Source organism: Cupriavidus sp. R6-3 (assembly GCF_059772245.1).
The window spans coordinates 1-16,781 of record NZ_JCBAJO010000098.1; the positions used below are offsets into that span (position 1 = coordinate 1).

General features: G+C 70.8%; 17 protein-coding genes. 7 read left to right on the top strand and 10 right to left on the bottom strand.

Features of this window, described 5'->3' with window-relative positions; genetic code table 11:
- The coding region (locus tag AC6EI8_RS15585) for a hypothetical protein (RefSeq protein ID WP_498382322.1) at positions 1-212 on the bottom strand (212 nt) is incomplete at its 3' end.
- On the bottom strand, positions 212-1,939 hold the full coding sequence (locus tag AC6EI8_RS15590) for an autotransporter assembly complex protein TamA (RefSeq protein ID WP_223819796.1): 1,728 nt from the start codon (positions 1,937-1,939) through the stop codon (positions 212-214). The genes AC6EI8_RS15590 and AC6EI8_RS15585, both read right to left, overlap by 1 nt.
- 359 nt (positions 1,940-2,298) lie before the next feature.
- Here AC6EI8_RS15590 and AC6EI8_RS15595 point away from each other — a divergent pair, with 359 nt between their 5' ends.
- The 3 genes from AC6EI8_RS15595 (at position 2,299) to panC (ending at position 4,329) form a co-directional block, all read left to right on the top strand.
- Positions 2,299-2,487 carry a DUF3460 family protein gene (locus AC6EI8_RS15595; protein ID WP_149317714.1) on the top strand — a complete coding sequence of 63 codons (189 nt, stop codon included), beginning with the start codon at positions 2,299-2,301 and terminating at the stop codon, positions 2,485-2,487.
- A 67-nt stretch (positions 2,488-2,554) separates the two neighbouring features.
- The gene (locus AC6EI8_RS15600; protein ID WP_150084408.1) at positions 2,555-3,433 is read left to right on the top strand and encodes a segregation and condensation protein A; all 879 of its coding nucleotides are present in this window, start codon (positions 2,555-2,557) and stop codon (positions 3,431-3,433) included.
- A gap of 47 nt (positions 3,434-3,480) precedes the next feature.
- Complete coding sequence (gene panC, locus AC6EI8_RS15605; RefSeq protein WP_149317712.1) at positions 3,481-4,329, top strand: pantoate--beta-alanine ligase; 849 nt, start codon at positions 3,481-3,483, stop codon at positions 4,327-4,329.
- A gap of 189 nt (positions 4,330-4,518) precedes the next feature.
- Here the strand turns inward: panC and AC6EI8_RS15610 are convergent, their stop codons facing one another.
- The gene (locus AC6EI8_RS15610) at positions 4,519-5,718 is read right to left on the bottom strand and encodes a PepSY-associated TM helix domain-containing protein (RefSeq protein WP_498382323.1); all 1,200 of its coding nucleotides are present in this window, start codon (positions 5,716-5,718) and stop codon (positions 4,519-4,521) included.
- 248 nt (positions 5,719-5,966) lie between these two features.
- Positions 5,967-7,541, bottom strand: coding sequence for a cobyric acid synthase (locus AC6EI8_RS15615; RefSeq protein WP_395896718.1), 1,575 nt, complete (start codon positions 7,539-7,541; stop codon positions 5,967-5,969).
- A gap of 236 nt (positions 7,542-7,777) precedes the next feature.
- On the opposite strand from AC6EI8_RS15615, the gene cobU reads away from it, so the two are divergent.
- The 4 genes from cobU to AC6EI8_RS15635 all read left to right on the top strand — a co-directional run bounded on the left by cobU (position 7,778) and on the right by AC6EI8_RS15635 (position 11,771).
- The gene (gene cobU / locus AC6EI8_RS15620) at positions 7,778-8,497 is read left to right on the top strand and encodes a bifunctional adenosylcobinamide kinase/adenosylcobinamide-phosphate guanylyltransferase (protein ID WP_150084411.1); all 720 of its coding nucleotides are present in this window, start codon (positions 7,778-7,780) and stop codon (positions 8,495-8,497) included.
- The gene (gene cbiB, locus AC6EI8_RS15625; protein WP_150084413.1) at positions 8,491-9,483 is read left to right on the top strand and encodes an adenosylcobinamide-phosphate synthase CbiB; all 993 of its coding nucleotides are present in this window, start codon (positions 8,491-8,493) and stop codon (positions 9,481-9,483) included. The genes cobU and cbiB overlap by 7 nt, the downstream gene beginning before the upstream one ends.
- 100 nt (positions 9,484-9,583) lie before the next feature.
- Positions 9,584-10,747, top strand: a complete 1,164-nt coding sequence (gene cobD / locus AC6EI8_RS15630) for a threonine-phosphate decarboxylase CobD (RefSeq protein WP_498382324.1) — start codon at positions 9,584-9,586, stop codon at positions 10,745-10,747.
- A gap of 163 nt (positions 10,748-10,910) precedes the next feature.
- The gene (locus AC6EI8_RS15635; RefSeq protein ID WP_498382325.1) at positions 10,911-11,771 is read left to right on the top strand and encodes a cobalamin-binding protein; all 861 of its coding nucleotides are present in this window, start codon (positions 10,911-10,913) and stop codon (positions 11,769-11,771) included.
- Positions 11,772-11,828: 57 nt separating this feature from the next.
- Here AC6EI8_RS15635 and AC6EI8_RS15640 read toward each other — a convergent pair whose 3' ends face one another.
- The 6 genes from AC6EI8_RS15640 to AC6EI8_RS15665 all read right to left on the bottom strand — a co-directional run.
- The gene (locus tag AC6EI8_RS15640) at positions 11,829-12,524 is read right to left on the bottom strand and encodes a histidine phosphatase family protein (RefSeq protein WP_498382326.1); all 696 of its coding nucleotides are present in this window, start codon (positions 12,522-12,524) and stop codon (positions 11,829-11,831) included.
- Positions 12,509-13,333 (bottom strand): adenosylcobinamide-GDP ribazoletransferase, encoded by an 825-nt coding sequence (locus AC6EI8_RS15645; protein WP_498382332.1) that lies wholly within the window; start codon positions 13,331-13,333, stop codon positions 12,509-12,511. Before AC6EI8_RS15645 ends, AC6EI8_RS15640 begins: the two co-directional genes overlap by 16 nt.
- Positions 13,334-13,371: 38 nt before the next feature.
- Entirely contained in the window at positions 13,372-14,517 is a 1,146-nt protein-coding gene (gene cobT, locus AC6EI8_RS15650; RefSeq protein ID WP_498382328.1) for a nicotinate-nucleotide--dimethylbenzimidazole phosphoribosyltransferase, read from the bottom strand.
- A gap of 3 nt (positions 14,518-14,520) precedes the next feature.
- Positions 14,521-15,213, bottom strand: a complete 693-nt coding sequence (cobO, locus tag AC6EI8_RS15655) for a cob(I)yrinic acid a,c-diamide adenosyltransferase (RefSeq protein WP_498382329.1) — start codon at positions 15,211-15,213, stop codon at positions 14,521-14,523.
- A gap of 31 nt (positions 15,214-15,244) precedes the next feature.
- A complete protein-coding gene (locus AC6EI8_RS15660; RefSeq protein ID WP_498382330.1) occupies positions 15,245-16,069 on the bottom strand; it encodes an ABC transporter ATP-binding protein in 825 nt (274 codons plus the stop codon).
- 10 nt (positions 16,070-16,079) lie between these two features.
- Positions 16,080-16,781: FecCD family ABC transporter permease (locus AC6EI8_RS15665; protein ID WP_498382331.1), on the bottom strand; the 702-nt coding region annotated here is incomplete at its 5' end.

The window sequence follows — 16,781 nt, forward strand, 5'->3', positions numbered from 1 at the left end:
GGGACGGGGACGATCGCAGCGGCCGAAACCATCGGCGCCATCGGAGGCATCAGAAGCATCAGAAGCATCAGAAGCATCAGAAGCATCAGAAGCATCAGAAGCATCAGAGGCATCGAAGCCATCGATGCAACCGGAGCTATCGAAGCGATCCAGGCGCCCCCGACGATCGCCTCATGCGCCGCTGCCGGCCGGCACGAAGGACGCATCGCCATCAGAATGCCACTCCCAGCGAGATATGCGGGCGGAATTGCCGCTCCTGGATGCCGTAGCCCACGTCGAGCTGGACCGGTCCCACCGGACTGCGCCAGCGCGCGCCGATGCCGACGCCGTGGTAGATGCGCACGCCGTCGAGGTTGTTGGTGGCGGTGCCGGCGTCCCAGAAGATCGCCGCGCCCCAGTCGGGCTTGAACCAGTACTGGTACTCCAGGCTCGTGGTGGCCAGGTACTTGGCCGGCAGCACGCTGGTGCCCCGCCGCGTGCCGATGGACTGGAAGCCGTAGCCGCGGATCGAATCGGTGCCGCCGGCGCGGAAGCGCAGCGTGGCGGGAATCTTGTCGGCGCTGCCGCTGGTCAGGTCCGCGCCAAGCTCGAGCCGGGCGACGATCAGGTCGCGGGTGCGCACCGGGATGTATTGCCGGATGCGGCCGTACAGGCGGACGAAGCTCTGGTCGGTCAGCAAGCCCTCCACCGCCGCGCCGATCTGGGTGTTGATGATATTGCCGCGGCGCGGGAACACCGGATTGTCGACATCGCGGCGGGTCCACGCGTATTGCGGCACCAGCGCCTTGCTCAGCTGGCGCGGCTGGTCGTACGGCTGCAGGTCGTCGTAGAAGAAATCGAGCGACAGCGCGGTGTCGTAGCGCTCGCGCGTGCGGGCGCGGCGCACGCCGGTACGCCAGCTCCGGGTGTCGGTATTCTCGATATCCAGCGTGCGCTCGTAGCTGGCGTAGACGCTGTTGCGGTAGGTCTTGCTGTCGGGCGGCATCGCCACCTCGGCGAAGGCGTATTGCCGCTTCTGCTCGATGCGGGCCTGCGAATCGAAGATCCAGGCGCGGTTGAACAGGTTGTAGTACGCGTAGCGCCCCTCGACCTGCGCGCCGGTATCGGTGTTGTAGCCGACGCCGGAGACGATCCGATGCACCGGATACTCGCGCACCCGCACATTGACCGGCGCAGTCACCGTGTCGCCATTGCCGTCGGCGTCCGGCACCGGATCGCCGAGCTCGACCAGCACATTGGAGAAGTACGGCTGGTTCTGGATCGCCCGCTGCAACTCCAGCAGCCGCTCGACGCGATAGGGCTCGCCGACGTACAGCGGATTGACGTTGCGCACGATCTGCTCGGGATAGCGCCGCGTGCCGCTGACCACCAGCGCGCCCATGCGGTAGGCCGGGCCGCTGTCGTAGGTCGCGCTCAGATCGGCGGCGCGCTCCTCGGGCTCGATGCGCGCCTGCGAGGCGGCCAGCTTCGCGCCGTAGTAGGCGTTGCTCTGCAGCTCGACCAGCGCGTCTTCCTTGGCCTTGTCCCAGTCGGACTGGCGAAACGGATCGCCGACCGGCAGGCCCCACTTCTTGCGCATCGCCTCGACCTGCTCGGGCGATCGCGTGGCGGCGGGCCCGCGCACATCGACATCGACGTGGCGGATCAGCGTGCGGGCGCCCGGGTCGACCGTCACGTGGATCACGCGGCTGTCGCCGCTGCCCTCGACACGGGTGGTGGTCTGCGGATCGAACCAGCCTTCGGTGGCGGCGAAGGCCCGGACCTGGTCGCCAACCGTTTCGATCATGTACGCGATCTGGTCCTCGCCCAGGTCGGCCCGTTCGCGATAGCGGACCAGGTCCAGATGCTCTTCGAGGATGTCCTTCAGCGGCTCGGGCGCCTCCACCTGGACCCGGTAGGCCGCCTGGACCGGCGCCGGCAGCAGGACGAACAGCAGCACGAGCAGCGGGGCCAGCAGCGGGGCGAGCAGAGGAGTCGGCGGGCGAGCCGGCGGGGGAGGCAGGTGGGGAGCCAGGGAGGGTGCCGGCTGCGCGGCCAACCGCCGGGCAAACCACCGCGACGCCTGCGCGGACGCCACCGCGCCGCTGCCCCGGGGGCGGCGGAATCCGATGCGCATGATCCCGAGGTCCAATATCATCCGTCGTTGCGATCCGACAAAGTCGCTATTTGACCACACCCCACGGCCCGATCCCCAAACCCCGAGCGCCCCAGGCCGGCAAAGCCCGCCCCGGCATGGCAATACGGTAGAATCGCGGCAGTTTTCCATTCCCCTATAGCATTCTGTATAGCTTTCCTGCCATGGCCATGTACGAATCCGAGATCACCCAGTTCCTGAAGGCGCTCAAGCAGGAGCGCCCGTCGCTGGAGGCGGAACAGCGCCAAGGCCGCGCCCTGCTGTGGGACAAGGCCCCGATCGACCTCGAGGAGCGCCAGCGCGCCGAGGCATCGCGGGTCCCGCAGAAGCCCTACGTCTACTCGCTGGACTGATGCCGGCACGCATCCCGGCGCCGCGGCCCCGGCCGACCGCCGCGATGCGTGCGCAACCGCCCCACTCATGAACCATAGCGAACAGGACAAGCTCGCGCTCGCGCTCGAGCTGCCCAGCGCGGCGCCCGAGGGCGCCTCGCCGGACACGGTCGACGGCATGGCGTTCGCGCGCCTGTACGGCGAGCCGCTGTTCCAGCTGCCGCAGGACCTGTATATCCCGCCCGACGCGCTCGAGATCTTCCTCGAAGCGTTCGAAGGACCGCTGGACCTGCTGCTGTACCTGATTCGCAAGCAGAACTTCAATGTGCTCGACATCCCGATGTCGCAGGTCACGCACCAGTACCTGGCGTATGTCGAGCAGATCCGCAAGAGCAATCTGGAGCTGGCGGCCGAATACCTGCTGATGGCCGCGATGCTGATCGAGATCAAGTCGCGCATGCTGCTGCCGGTCAAGAAGGCCGACAGCGACGAGGACGCCGAAGACCCGCGCGCCGAGCTGGTGCGCCGGCTGCTCGAATACGAGCAGATGAAGCTCGCCGCGCAGAAGCTCGATCAGGTGCCGCAGCTGGGCCGCGATTTCCTGCGCTCGCAGGTCTACATCGAGCAGAGCCTGGCGCCGCGCTTCCCCGACGTCGACACCACCGACCTGCAGGCCGCCTGGGCCGACGTGCTCAAGCGCGCCAAGCTGAACCAGCACCACAAGATCTCGCGCGAGGAACTGTCCGTGCGCGAGCACATGAGCCAGATCCTGCGCCGGCTGCAGCATGCCCGCTTCATGGAGTTCACCGAGCTGTTCGAGGATGCGATCCGCTCGGGCAAGGGCGTGCCGGTGGTGGTGGTCAATTTCATCGCGATGCTCGAGCTGTCGCGCGAGTCCCTGGTCGAAATCACCCAGGCCGAGCCCTATGCGCCGATCTACGTGCGCCTGGCCTATACCCCCGCATAGCCCCGGCATCGCCGCGCGCTTTTCCTGACGAGCAGTACACCGCATCCATGAAAGTCATTTCCTCCATTCACGAGCTGCGCGACCAGTTGCGCGGCCAGAACCGGATCGCCTTCGTCCCGACCATGGGCAATCTGCACGAAGGCCATCTGTCGCTGATGCGGCTGGCGCGCCAGCATGGCGATCCGGTAGTGGCCTCGATCTTCGTCAATCGGCTGCAGTTCGGTCCCAACGAGGATTTCGACAAGTATCCGCGCACGCTGCAGGACGACATCGAGAAGCTGCAGAAGGAAGGCGTCTACGTGCTGTTCGCGCCCACCGAGCGCGACATGTACCCGGAACCGCAGGAATACCGCGTCGATCCGCCGCACGACCTGGGCGACATCCTGGAGGGCGAGTTCCGCCCGGGCTTCTTCAATGGCGTCTGCACGGTGGTGATGAAGCTGTTCTCGTGCGCGCAGCCGCGCGTCGCGGTGTTCGGCAAGAAGGACTACCAGCAGCTGATGATCGTGCGGCGCATGGCAAACCAGTTCGCGCTGCCGATCGACATCGTGCCGGCCGAGACCGTGCGGGCCGAGGACGGCCTGGCGCTGTCGTCGCGCAACCGCTATCTGTCGCCGGACGAGCGGGCCGAGGCGCCGATGCTGTACCGCACGCTGCATCAGGTGCGCGACCAGGTGCTGGCCAACGCCGGCCGCGGCCTCGAACTGACCGCGGTCGAGGCGCAGGCGCTCGATGCGCTGAAGGCCCGCGGCTGGAAGCCCGACTACGTGTCGATCCGCAAGCGCAGCAATCTGCAGGCACCGAGCCGCGATGAATACGCGGCCGGCGAACCGCTGGTGGTGCTGGCCGCCGCCAAGCTCGGCGCCACGCGCCTGATCGACAATCTGGAAATCTAGCGGGCAAGGCCGGCGGCGCCAGGCCTGCCGGCCCTGCCCCCCTTCCCGCCTTTCCCGCCTTCCCCGCCTTCCCCGCCTTCTCCGCTCCCGCTTTCCCGACTCCGTGTCAGCGCCCGTCCCGCCCGCGCAGGGACCGGCACGGCTGCTGCCGGCCGCGCCCGGGCGAAATCGCACGGGCGCTGCACGGCGTCAGCGGCGTACTGCCTGCCGCTGCTCGGTCTTCTTCAGATGGCGCCGGTGGCCGCGCTGGCGCTTCCACCAGATCAGCACGCCGGTCAGCGCAAACAGCAGCGGCGTCAGCCCGAACGCGGAGATGAAGATGCGGCCCGGCATGCCGAAGGCCTCGCCGGTATGCAGCGGATACATCCAGTTCAGCACGGTGTCACCGGCCGGCGCGGCGAGCGGATCGCGCACGCCGAGGCGGGCACCGGTATAGGCATCGAGCCACAGCCGGGTCGCGCCGCTGCCCTGGCGCACCTCGCCCGGCTGGCGCAGCCGGATCTCGTAGACATCGGTCGGCTGGCGCGGGAAGGTCACGCGCGACACGATCGCCTTCGGGTACAGCGCCTGCGCCGCCTGCACGGCCTGTTGCGTGCCCATCGGCATGGCCCCCTCGTAGGGCGGCGTGGACGCCGGCCGTGCCGGCGCGGTGACCGTCATCACGCTGCCGACCAGCGGCGTGACCCACTTCGGCAGATTCAGATACCAGCCCGAAAACGCGATCGTCGCCAGCACCGGCGCGGCCAGGATGCCGCCGGCGCGATGCAGCGAATAGTTCAGCCGCCACCACGAGCCGCCGTGCGTGATGCGAAACGCCTGCAGGATCGCGCGCGCCTTCAGCTTGGGCCACCACAGCGCGATGCCGGCCAGCACCGTGAACAGCAGCAGCATGCCGCCCACGCCGGCCACGGTCTTGCCGGTATCGCCGGCGAGCAGATAGTGATGCAGATGGAAGAGCGTGGGCATCAGCAACGGGCGCGACAGCCCGGGCTCGCCCCAGACGCGTTCGCCCTTGATCGCCAGCGTGGCCGGATCGATCATCACCTGGCGCGAGCGGCCCGGCACCGGGGCGGCCTTGCCCGGCTCCTTGACGTGATACCAGGCGATGAAGACGTCGCGCTCCGACACCGGCAGCATCAGCATCCTCGGCTTGCCGTATTGCGGATCGGCCTTCAGCTTCGCGACGACTTCCTGCACGGCGTCGGCACGCAGCGGCAGCGACACCGGCGCGGAGGCCACCAGCAGCTCGGGATTGAGCGCGGCGTCGATCTCGTGGCGCCACGACAGCACGGTGCCCGTCAGGCCCAGCAGCACGAACAGCACGCCGAGCCACAGGCCGATATACAGATGGAGTTTGACGAGCAGGACGCGCAGGCGGCCGGTAACCATGGTGTGGAACGATGGCGCGGCCGGCCGATACCGGCGCGCACTACGAGGCTGACAAAGCCGACAAGTGTAGCAGGCCGGTCTTGCGGGACGTCGGCCGGCGCCTCGATCTGGGCGATGCCGGCGCCGCGCTCGGACCGCGCCCGTGGCTTCGGCCGGCGGCTGGCCTCAGCCGGCCGCCGGCTTCTGCTCGCGGCTTGCCTGTCGGTGGCCGCTTCACCGCGCGGCGCGCTTCAGGCCTCGGGCCGACCTCAGCTTGCAGCCGGCCGCAGCGGCGCCAGCAAGGCGCTCAGGTCCAGATGCGCGGCCATCGTATCGGCGAGGCGTTCGAGCGATGCTTCGCGCAGCGCGGCCAGGTCGACTCCGTCGGCGCCATCCAGACCGGCCCAGCGCAGCAACGCTGCACAGCCCGCCGGATGGTCGAACAGCCCATGCAGATAGGTGGCCAGCACCTGGCCATCGTCGGACAGCGCACCGTCGGCGCGGCCGTCGTCGAGCCGCAGCGCGGGCCGCGCCAGCGCCGGGCCTTCGGTGACGCCCAGATGGATCTCGTAGCCCGCAACGCTGGCGTCCGCCTGCGGCAGGGCCAGCGTGCCACGCGCCTGGCGCAACTGCTTGTCGGCGGCCAGCACGGTGGCGAAGTCGAGCAGGCCCAGCCCGTCGCTGCCGCCGGGCGCACCCTCCCTTCCGTCCGGATCCTCGATGCGGCGCCCCAGCATCTGCATGCCGCCGCAGATGCCGACGACCTTGCCGCCATAGCGCAGATGCCGCAGCAGCGCGCGGTCCCAGCCCTGCTGGCGCAGGAACGCCAGATCGGCGCGCACGCTCTTGCTGCCCGGCAGCACGATCAGATCGGCAGGCGGGATCGGCATGCCAGGGCCGATCCAGCGCAGGTCCACGCGTGGATGGGCGCGCAGCGCGTCGAAATCGGTATGGTTCGAAATGCGCGGCAGCACCGGCACGATCACGCGCAGGCGCGGCGCGCCCTCATCCTTGGCCGACTGCGTGGCGGCCACCGCGTCCTCGGCATCCAGATGCAGGCCATGCAGATAGGGCAGCACGCCCAGCACGGGCTTGCCGGTGCGCGCACGCAGCCAGTCCAGCCCCGGTTCGAGCAGCCCGATATCGCCGCGGAAGCGATTGATGATGAAGCCCTTGACGCGCGCGCGCTCGCTGGCCGACAGGCAGTCCAGCGTGCCGACCAGATGCGCGAACACGCCGCCGCGGTCGATATCGGCGACCAGCACCACCGGGCAATCGACCGCCTCGGCAAAGCCCATGTTGGCGATGTCGCGCTCGCGCAGATTGACCTCGGCCGGGCTGCCCGCGCCTTCGACCAGCACCACGTCGTAGCCCTCGCGCAGGCGCCGGTGCGAGGCCAGCACGGCCTGCATCGCGACCGGCTTGTACGCGTGATAGGCGCGGGCATCGAGGTCCAGCCGGGCGCGGCCATGGATGATGATCTGCGCACCGGTGTCGCTGCTCGGCTTGAGCAGCACGGGGTTCATGTCGGTGTGGGGCGCCAGCCCGGCCGCCTGGGCCTGCAACGCCTGCGCGCGGCCGATCTCGCCGCCGTCGGCGGTGACGGCGCTGTTCAGCGCCATGTTCTGCGGCTTGAACGGGGCCACCCGTACCCCGGCACGCGCCAGCAGCCGGCACAGGCCCGCGACCACGGTGCTCTTGCCGGCGTCGGAGGTCGTGCCCTGGATCATCAGCGTGCCGCGCAACAGCGAGGCGTAGGGAATGGGGACGGCCGGTGCGTGGTCGGCGGCGTCGGCTGAGCCTGCTGCTTCGGGGGGATCGGTCGGATCGGGATAGGCTTGCATCGCGGCGATTATCGCATCGGCCCATGCCCGGCCATCGGCATCCTGCGCCTGGCCCTGGGGCCGACCGCCGTACCGGTCCCCACACCGATCCGCCGCATCGATCCGCCGCATCGATCCGCCACATCGATCTGCCGCATCGATCTGCCGCATCGATCCCTCGCCTCGGTCCCCGCACCACACCGAGCCCCGCGCCGATCCGCCCTGGCAGCACGCGATGCGCCCGCTACAATACCCGGATGGAACCCAAGGCCCCTCCTCACGCCGGCACCGGCCCCGCCGACACGCCGTCCGACGTCGCGCTGCCCACCGGCGAAGCGGCCATCGCGGTGGCCACCCAGACGGCCGTCGGCCTGCCCAGGCCCGGGCCGCGCGAGCTGACGCTGGTGCTGGGTGGCGCGCGCTCCGGCAAGAGCCACTTCGCCGAGCAGCTGGCCACCGATCACGCCCTGGCCACCGGCGGTCCGGTGACCTATATCGCCACCGCGCGCGAGGACCCGGACGACACCGACGAGGAGATGCAGCTGCGCATCGCGCTGCATCGCGCGCGGCGCCCCGCCGACTGGAACCTGGTCGAGGAGCCGCTGCATCTGGCCGACGCGCTGTACGCGCATGCCCGCCGCGAGGGCTGCATCCTGGTCGACTGCATGACGGTCTGGCTGAACAACCTGATCTTCCTCGACAAGCGTGCCTATCCCGAGCACGGCGTCATCACGCCGCCGCCGGCCTTCACCGAGGAGATGGACGCGCTGCTGGCCGCGCTGCCGACGCTGCCCGGCCACGTGATCCTGGTTTCCAACGAGATCGGCTTCGGCGTGGTGCCGATGGGCGCGATCACCCGCTTCTACGTCGACGAACTCGGCCGCCTGAACCAGAAGCTGGCCGCCGCCGCGGACCGCGTGCGCCTGCTGGTCGCCGGCCTGCCGGTCGCGATCAAGGGACCGGACCCGGCATGGTGAGTTCGCTGTGGCCCGCGGCGCCGCTGGCGCCGGGCGCCGCCATTGCGCTGACGGCCCTCGCAGGGGCGGGACTCGACCGCTGGCTCGGCGAGCCGCGCCGCTGGCATCCGCTGGTCGGCTTCGGGCGACTGGCCAATGCCGCCGAGCGCGCGCTGAACCGGCCGGGACCTCGCTGGCGCCAACGTGGCATCGGATTGATGGCCTGGTCCGTGCTGGTGCTCGGACCCGCGGCGCTGGCCGCGCTGCTGATCGCTGCCGCCACCGAACTTGCCGGTGCCTGGCTGGGCTGGCTGCTGCATGCGCTGGGCCTGTATGCCACGCTGGGCGCGCGCAGCCTGTGCCAGCATATCGAACCGATCGCCAGCGCACTGGCCGACGGGAACCTGCCGCAAGCACGCCAGCTGACCGCGCGCATCGTCTCGCGCGACACCGCGGACGCCGATGCGCCCGCACTGGCCCGCGCGGCCTGCGAATCGGCACTCGAGAACGGCAACGACGCGATCTTCGGCGCGCTGTTCTGGTTCCTGATCGGCGGCGCCCCGGCGGCGATCGCCTATCGGCTCGCCAATACGCTCGATGCGATGTGGGGCTACCGGACCGAGCGCCTGCTGCATTTCGGCTGGGCCGCGGCCCGCCTCGACGATCTGCTGAATCTGATTCCCGCGCGGCTGACCGCGCTGTCCTATGCGCTGCTCGGCTCGACCGCGCGCGCCCTGCGCTGCTGGCGCGTGCAGGCCCCGGCGTGGTCCAGTCCGAACGCCGGCCCCGTGATGGCGGCGGGCGCCGGTGCCCTCGGTGTCGCGCTCGGCGGTCCGGCCCGCTACCACGGCCAGTGGGAAGCGCGTCCGCCGCTGGGCGAAGGCCAGCCGCCGGGCGCCGCCGACGTCATGGCCAGCCTGCGGCTGGTGCGGCGAACGCTGTGGCTTTGGCTGGCCCTGGCCGTCGCGTACGGCATCGTCGCCCAGTGTTTGGCGCTGTCGCGATGAACCATCCGCATCCCTTGCCCCCTCCGATCCGCCACGGCGGCAATCTGCTGGCGCTGACGCTCGCCTGCGGCATCGTCGCCCAACGGCTGGCGCTGTCGCGATGAACCACCCGCATTCCCTGCCCCCTCCGATCCGCCACGGCGGCAATCTGCTGGCCGCGGTGCGCCGCTACGGCCGCGACCCGGCCGACTGGCTCGACCTGTCGACCGGCATCAATCCGGACGGCTATCCGGTGCCGCCGTTGCCGGCCGACTGCTGGCAGCGGCTGCCGCAGGACGACGATGGCCTCGCGGAGATCGCCGCCCGCGCCTACGGCTCGCCGCATGCCCTGCCGGTCGCCGGTTCGCAGGCCGCGATCCGCACGCTGCCCGCGCTGCTGCCGCCGGGCCGCGTCGGCATCGCCGCGCTCGGTTACAGCGAGTACGCGCCGGCGTTTGCCGCCGCCGGCCATCGCGTGGTGCCGCTGGACGAGGCTCACTTCTCGGATCCGGCCCTTGCCGATGGCCTCGACCATCTGGTGGTCGTCAATCCGAACAATCCGACCGGCCGCATCGTGCCGCGCGAACGCCTGCTGGGCTGGCATGCCGCGCTGGCCGCGCGCGGCGGCACGCTGATGGTCGACGAGGCCTTCGCCGACGCGTGGGTTACCGATGAAGGCGGTGGCTCGCTGGCGGCGGACAGCAACCGTGCCGGCCTGATTGTGCTGCGCTCGCTGGGCAAGTTCTATGGGCTCGCCGGGGTGCGCTGCGGCTTCGTGCTGGCGCAACCGGCGCTGCTGCAGGCGCTGGCCGAGCGTCTTGGGCATTGGACCGTGTCCGGCCCGGCACGCGCGGTGGCACGGCTGGCGCTGCGCGATACCGATTGGCAGGCCGCCACGCGGGCGCGTCTGCGCGTGGCCAGTGCGCGGCTGGATGCGCTGTTGCGGCGGCATGGCCTGGCGCCGGTCACGTTGCCGCTGTTCGCGTGGGTGCCGCATGCCGATGCCGTGCGGCTGCATCAGGCGCTGGCGCATGCCGGCGTCTGGACCCGGCTGTTCGATGCACCGGGGGCGTCCTTGGCTTCGCGGGAGGCCGCCGGCGGTCGCGCCGGGGATTTCGCTGGCGGTCGCCCCGGGGATTCATCCGGCGATTCCACGGCCAAGTCCCCCAGCGATACCACCGACAATACCGCCAGGCTCCCGAGCCTGCGCCTCGGCCTGCCGCCCGATCGCGAGGCCTGCTGGCAGCGGCTGGCCGATGCCCTCGCCACCATTCTTCCGCTCTGACATGCCCCTGTTGCCGTTCCTGTCCCGCCGACGTCGGCCGCACGCCGCCACGCGTCTTGCCGCCACGCGTTCCGCTGCACCTTCAGCCACGCGTATTGCCCTGCGTTCTGCCGCCCACGGTGTTGCCGCCATCGCATGGCTCGCCACGGCGTTCGCCACCACCGTGCCCATCGACGCGCGCGCCGCGGTCTCCGTCGTCGACGATGCCGGCCAGACCATCACGCTGGCGCAGCCGGCGCGCCGCATCGTGTCGCTGGCCCCGCATGTCACCGAGATGCTGTTCGCGGCAGGGGGCGGCGACCGCATCGTCGGCACCGTGAACTACAGCGACTACCCGCCCGAGGCGCGCGCGATCGCGCGGGTGGGCGACAACAAGGCGCTCGATCTCGAACGCATCGCGGCGCTGAAGCCCGACCTGATCGTGGTCTGGCGGCATGGCAACGCGCAGAAGCAGACCGAACGGCTGCGCGCGCTGGGCCTGCCGCTGTTCCACAGCGAGCCGCGGCGCTTGATGGCGGTGCCCGACAACATCGAGAAGCTGGGCGTGCTGCTCGGCACCGGCCCGACCGCGCATGCCGCGGCCGAACGCCTGCGCGCGCGCATCGCCGCGCTGGGCAAGGCCCACGCCGCGCGTCCGCCGGTGTCGGTGTTCTATCAGGTCTGGCAGCAGCCGCTGATGACGCTGAACGGCCAGCACATGGTCAGCGACATGCTGGCGCTGTGCGGCGGCCGCAATGTGTTCGCCGACGAGACGCCGCTGGTGCCGACGATTTCGGTCGAAGCGGTGCTCGCGCGCAATCCCGAGGCGATGATCACGGCCAGCATGGGCGCGACGCAGGCGGACCGGCCGCTGGCGGATTTCGCGCAATGGCAGCGCTGGCAGCAGCTGACAGCGGTGGCGCGCGGCAACCTGTTCACGATCGACGGCGACCTGATCAATCGGGCCGGACCGCGCGCCATCGATGCGGCGGAGATCCTGTGTCGCCAGCTGGAGGTGGCGCGAAGCCGGCGGCCTGCGCAGTAGCGCGATGCTTGCGGGATGCCCTTTGCGTCGACGTGTGCGTAGGGCTGGCGTCGGCCCTCAGCCAACCGTACGGTTCCACCACAACAGGCGCCTCGGCCGCGCCGCGCCCGGATCGAGCCGGAAGCCGCAGCTGGCGCCCCAGCCCAGTTGCCAGTCGAGCGTGACCGACAGCGGCAGACCCAGCCAATGCGCGGCAAGCATCCGCATCGGCCCGGCGTGGCCGACCACCCACAGGCATGATTCAAGCTCGGGCTCGGGCTCGGGCTCGGGCTCGGGCTCGGACGCGGACGCGGGCGCGAGCACGGACGGAGACGCTTGCAGCGAATCGGCCCACCCGGCCACGCGGGCGTAGGCCCTGCGCGCCGATTCGCCGCCATGCGGGCAGGCGTCCATCAGGTCTGCCGCCCACTGATCGAGCCTCTCCCGCGGCACCGCATCCCAGCGCTGCCCTTCCCAGGCGCCGAAGTCGAGTTCGTGCAGCCGGGCATCGCTGTCGATCGTCAGCGCCGTTCCACCGGCTTGCGTCATGAAGGCCTGTGCGATGCGCTGCGCGGTAGCGCGAGCGCGCTGCGCGGGGCTACAGAGGATCCGCGCCGGTGGCGGCACACCGTTGGCGCGAGCCGCCGCCGATGCGGCATTCAGGATCGCATCAGCTGGCGGCGACATCGGCTCGGCCAGCGGCAGATCGAGCCTGCCATAGCAAACCCCGTCATCGACCGCGGGATGCGCGTGCCGGATCAGGACCAGATCCATGCCGCCGCCAGCAGATAGATCAGCAGTTCGCCGAGCTGCTGCGCCATGCCGAGACAGTCGCCGGTATAGCCGCCGATGCGGCGCACGAAATAGCGCCCAAGAACCAGCCGCAGCAGCGCGAGGGCGGCGATAGCAGCGACACCGAAGCCGGGCGCGACGGCCATCAGCGGCAGCGCGCCGCAGGCGAGCACCAGCGCCAGGCCGCGCGGCGACAGCCGCTGCGCGACCGGCTTGGCCTTGCCCTCGGGACGCACGTAGTCGAGCGTCGCCAGATAGCTGACCGCCATCGCACGGCTGGCGGCATGCGCGGCCACCAGCACCAGCAGCAATTCGCGCAGCCCGCCGCGCTGGCCGAGCGCCAGCAGCAGTTGCCATTTCAGCAGCAGGGCCAGCACCAGCGCCAGCGCGCCGAAGGTACCGATGCGCGAGTCGTGCATGATGCGCAGCACGTCCTCGCGCCGGTAGCCGCCGCCGAAGGCATCGACGCAGTCGGCCAGGCCGTCCTCGTGGAAGGCCCCGGTCAGCAGCAGCGTGGCGCCGATGCCGATCAGCACCGCGACCGCGGGCGGCCACAGCAGCCACGCGGCCAGCGTCGCCAGCGCGCCAATGGCGCCGACCATCAGGCCGACCAGCGGGAAATAGCGGGCGGCGGCATGCAGGTAGTGCGGGGCGAAGCCGACCCAGGCCGGCACCGGCACGCGGGTGAAATAGCCGACCGCGGTCAGCAGGTAGCGCAGCTCGTCGCAGGCGCGGTGCAGCAGTGGGTGGGCCGGCCGCCGCGGCGGCGCGGGCGTGGGCTCGGTCGGCATCGTCGTCATGGGCGGATGGCGGAGAGGATGGCGCGAGTCTATCGCGCGGACGCGTCGGCGCCGTCGTTCGCGTCCGCGGTCGCGCTGGCCGTGCTGACACCCGCCGCGCCGAAGGTCGCCATCTCGCGCAGGAAGGCCACCGCCGATACCACCAGCGGATACGCCAGCGCGGCGCCGCTGCCCTCGCCCAGCCGCAGGTCCAGCGCCAGCAGCGGCCGCGCGCCGAAGTGCTCGAGCAGCGCGCGATGGCCCTGCTCGTGCGAGCAGTGCGAAAACACGCAGTACGGCAACACCTTGGGATCGAGGCGGCTGGCGACCAGCAGCGCCGCCGACGCGATGAAGCCGTCGACGAGGATCACCATGCGCTGCGACGCCGCGGCGAGGAAGGCGCCCGCCATCATCGCGATCTCGAAGCCGCCCAGGGCGGCCAAGGCATCGAGTGGTTCCACCGCATCGGCATGCCGCGCCAGCGCGCGCTCGAGCAGCGCCAGCTTGCGCGCGAGCCCGGCATCGTCCAGGCCGGTGCCGCGCCCGACGCAGGCGGCGATCGGCAGGCCGGTCAGCCGGCTGACCAGACAGGCGGCGGCCGAGGTATTGCCGATGCCCATCTCGCCAAAGCCGATCACATTGGTGCCCTGCGCGGCATGGTGCATCACGCGCCCGACGCCCGCCGCCAGCGCGGCCTCGGCCTGCTCGCGCCGCATCGCCGGTTCGTCGACGAAGTTGCGCGTGCCCGCATCGATGCGGCAGTCCACCAGACCCTGTGCCACGCCCGGCGGCACGCGCACGCCGGCATCGACCACCTCGAGCGCCATGCCGTGCTGGCGCGCGAACACATTGATCGCCGCGCCGCCGGCGGCAAAATTGCGGACCATCTGCACGGTGACGTCGGCCGGATAGGCGCTGACGCTGGCATCGGCGATGCCATGGTCGGCGGCAAACACGATCATCGCCGGGCGCCGCAGTTCGGGACGTGCGCTGCGCTGGATCAGCCCGATCTGCAGGGCCAGCGATTCCAGCCGGCCGAGCGCGCCGAGCGGCTTGGTCTTGTCGTCGATGGCCTCCTGCAGCGTCGGACGCAGCGCCTCGTCCAGCGGTGCGATCGTAGGGAGCGCGAAGTGCGAATCGGTGTTCAAGGCGGTGTTCGATGCGGTGTTCGGCACGGTGTTGGATACGGACGTCATGGCTTACATCTCGATGCCGCGCTGGGCCTTGATGCCGTGCTGGAACGCATGCTTGACCGGCGTCATCTCGGTGACGGTATCGGCCGCCTCGATCAGCGCGGGCGGCGCGCCGCGGCCGGTGATCACCACATGCTGCATGGGCGGACGCGCGCGCAGATCGGCGATCACGGTATCGACGTCCAGATAGTGCATCTTCAGCGCGATATTCAGTTCGTCGAGCAGCACCAGCCCGATCGACGGGTCGCGCAGCAGCCCGCGCGCGACCTCCCACGCGGCCTCGGCCTTGGCCACATCGCGCGCGCGGTCCTGGGTCTCCCAGGTATAACCCTCGCCCATCACGTGGAAGCGGCATTGCTCGGGAAAACGCCGCAGGAACATCTCCTCGCCGCTGGGAAACGCGCCCTTGATGAACTGCACCACGCCGGCCTGCATGCCGTGGCCGAGCGCGCGGATCACCATGCCGAAGCCCGAGCTCGACTTGCCCTTGCCGTTGCCGGTGGTGATCACGATCACGCCGCGCTCGTCCTGCGCGGCGGCGATCTTCGCGTCAACTACCGCCTTCTTGCGGACCATGCGGGCCTTGTGGCGTTCGTCGCGGCCGTCGATGTCGTTGCGGCCATCGATCGCGTTGCCGCCGCTGCTGCCGTTGTTGTCGTTATTGCCGTGGTTCTCGTTGTCGTCGTGGTCGGTTGTCATGGCGGTAAGCGGTAAGCGGCGCGGCCGTGCCTCAGGCCGGACCATTGGCGATCAACGCCGTATGCGCGCCCTGCGCGACGGCGATGATCGGCGTGCGCAGCGCGCGCGAGCAGTGGGCGGGCGTCAGAATCTCGTCGGCCGGGCCGTGCAGGCAGCTGCCGTCCTCGGCCATCAGCAGCGCGTGCGTGGCATAGCGGCGCGCCAGGTTCAGGTCATGCAGGATCAGCATGGCGGCTTGGCGGCCGGCGCGCGTCAGGCGCGCGAGCGTGTCCAGCACCAGGATCTGATGGCGCAGGTCCAGATGCGCCAGCGGTTCGTCGAGCAGCAGCAGCGGCGCCTGCTGCGCCATCACCGCGGCCAGCGACACCCGTTGGCGCTCGCCGCCGGACAGCGTCAGCACGTCGCGGCCGGCCAGGCCGGACAGGTCGAGCGCCTCGAGCAGCGCGGCCACCACCGCGTCGTCGTCGCGGCCGCTCCAGACCCATCCCGACAGATGCGGGTGGCGGCCGACGGCGACCGCGTCGTGCACGGTCATCGAGAAGGTGTCGTGAATGGCCTGCGGCAGGTAGGCGCGCTGCCTGGCCAGGACCTCGGGCCGCTGGCGCGCCAGCGTGGCCAGCGGCTCGCCGTCGAGACGGACTTCGCCGCGCTCGGCAGGGCGCAGCCCGGCGAGCACCGCCATCAGCGTCGATTTGCCGACGCCGTTGGGGCCGAGCACGCACCACAGCTCGCCCGGCCGCATGGTGAAGTCGAGCGCGTCGAACAGCGTCTTGCCGCCCGCGCGCAAACCCAGACCGTGCAGGGACAGCCGCGGGCAAGGCACGGTGGGGACGGTCCAGTCGACAGCGGTCGTCATTGCGGATCCTTCATCGGGGCCGGCGCAGCAGCAGGAACAGGAAGGTCGGCACGCCGAGCAGCGCCGTGATGACGCCGACCGGCAATTGCGCCGGCGCGATCACGGTCCGCGCGATCAGGTCCGCCGCCATCAGCAGCGTGCCGCCCAGCAGCGCCGCGGCGGGCAACAGCAGGCGCTGGTCGTTGCCCCAGGCGAGCCGCACCAGATGCGGCACCACCAGCCCGACGAAGCCGATCGAGCCGGCCGTGGTGATGGCCGCCGCAATCGACAGCGAGGCCACCAGGTAGGCCGACAGGCGTACCCGGCCGACGCGCACGCCCAGCGACTGGGCCACGGTCTCGCCGAGCAGCATCACGTTCAGCGCGCGCGCCATCGGCAGCGTCAGCAGCAGCGCCAGCACCAGCGTGCCGAGCGCGAGCCCGTAGCTGGCGGTGCCGCCCAGATCGCCGGTCAGCCAGAACAGCATGCCGCGCAGCCGGCCCTCGGGCGCGATGCTCAGGATCAGCGTGATGACCGCCCCCCAGCCCGCGGCCAGGATCACGCCGGTCAGCAGCAGCCGCGAGCCCGCCTCATGGTGGCCGCCCTGGACCTGGGGATGCAGCAGATCGCGCCGCGCCAGCGTGGCGACCAGCACCATCGACACCAGCGCGCCGCCGGCGGCGCCGGCCTGCACGGTCCACAGCGGCGCCAGCGCCAGCATCGCCAGCAACGC

Bases quoted from the DNA above. Each gene is read 5' to 3' on its own strand.
- AC6EI8_RS15615 (WP_395896718.1), bottom strand. From the start codon at position 7,541: ATGCAAGCCTATCCCGATCCGACCGATCCCCCCGAAGCAGCAGGCTCA.
- cobU (WP_150084411.1), top strand. From the start codon at position 7,778: ATGGAACCCAAGGCCCCTCCTCACGCCGGCACCGGCCCCGCCGACACG.
- cobT (WP_498382328.1), bottom strand. From the start codon at position 14,517: ATGACGTCCGTATCCAACACCGTGCCGAACACCGCATCGAACACCGCC.
- AC6EI8_RS15610 (WP_498382323.1), bottom strand. From the start codon at position 5,718: ATGGTTACCGGCCGCCTGCGCGTCCTGCTCGTCAAACTCCATCTGTAT.
- AC6EI8_RS15640 (WP_498382326.1), bottom strand. From the start codon at position 12,524: ATGGATCTGGTCCTGATCCGGCACGCGCATCCCGCGGTCGATGACGGG.
- cobD (WP_498382324.1), top strand. From the start codon at position 9,584: ATGAACCACCCGCATTCCCTGCCCCCTCCGATCCGCCACGGCGGCAAT.
- AC6EI8_RS15645 (WP_498382332.1), bottom strand. From the start codon at position 13,333: ATGCCGACCGAGCCCACGCCCGCGCCGCCGCGGCGGCCGGCCCACCCA.
- AC6EI8_RS15660 (WP_498382330.1), bottom strand. From the start codon at position 16,069: ATGACGACCGCTGTCGACTGGACCGTCCCCACCGTGCCTTGCCCGCGG.
- AC6EI8_RS15595 (WP_149317714.1), top strand. From the start codon at position 2,299: ATGGCCATGTACGAATCCGAGATCACCCAGTTCCTGAAGGCGCTCAAG.
- cbiB (WP_150084413.1), top strand. From the start codon at position 8,491: ATGGTGAGTTCGCTGTGGCCCGCGGCGCCGCTGGCGCCGGGCGCCGCC.
- AC6EI8_RS15600 (WP_150084408.1), top strand. From the start codon at position 2,555: ATGAACCATAGCGAACAGGACAAGCTCGCGCTCGCGCTCGAGCTGCCC.
- panC (WP_149317712.1), top strand. From the start codon at position 3,481: ATGAAAGTCATTTCCTCCATTCACGAGCTGCGCGACCAGTTGCGCGGC.
- cobO (WP_498382329.1), bottom strand. From the start codon at position 15,213: ATGACAACCGACCACGACGACAACGAGAACCACGGCAATAACGACAAC.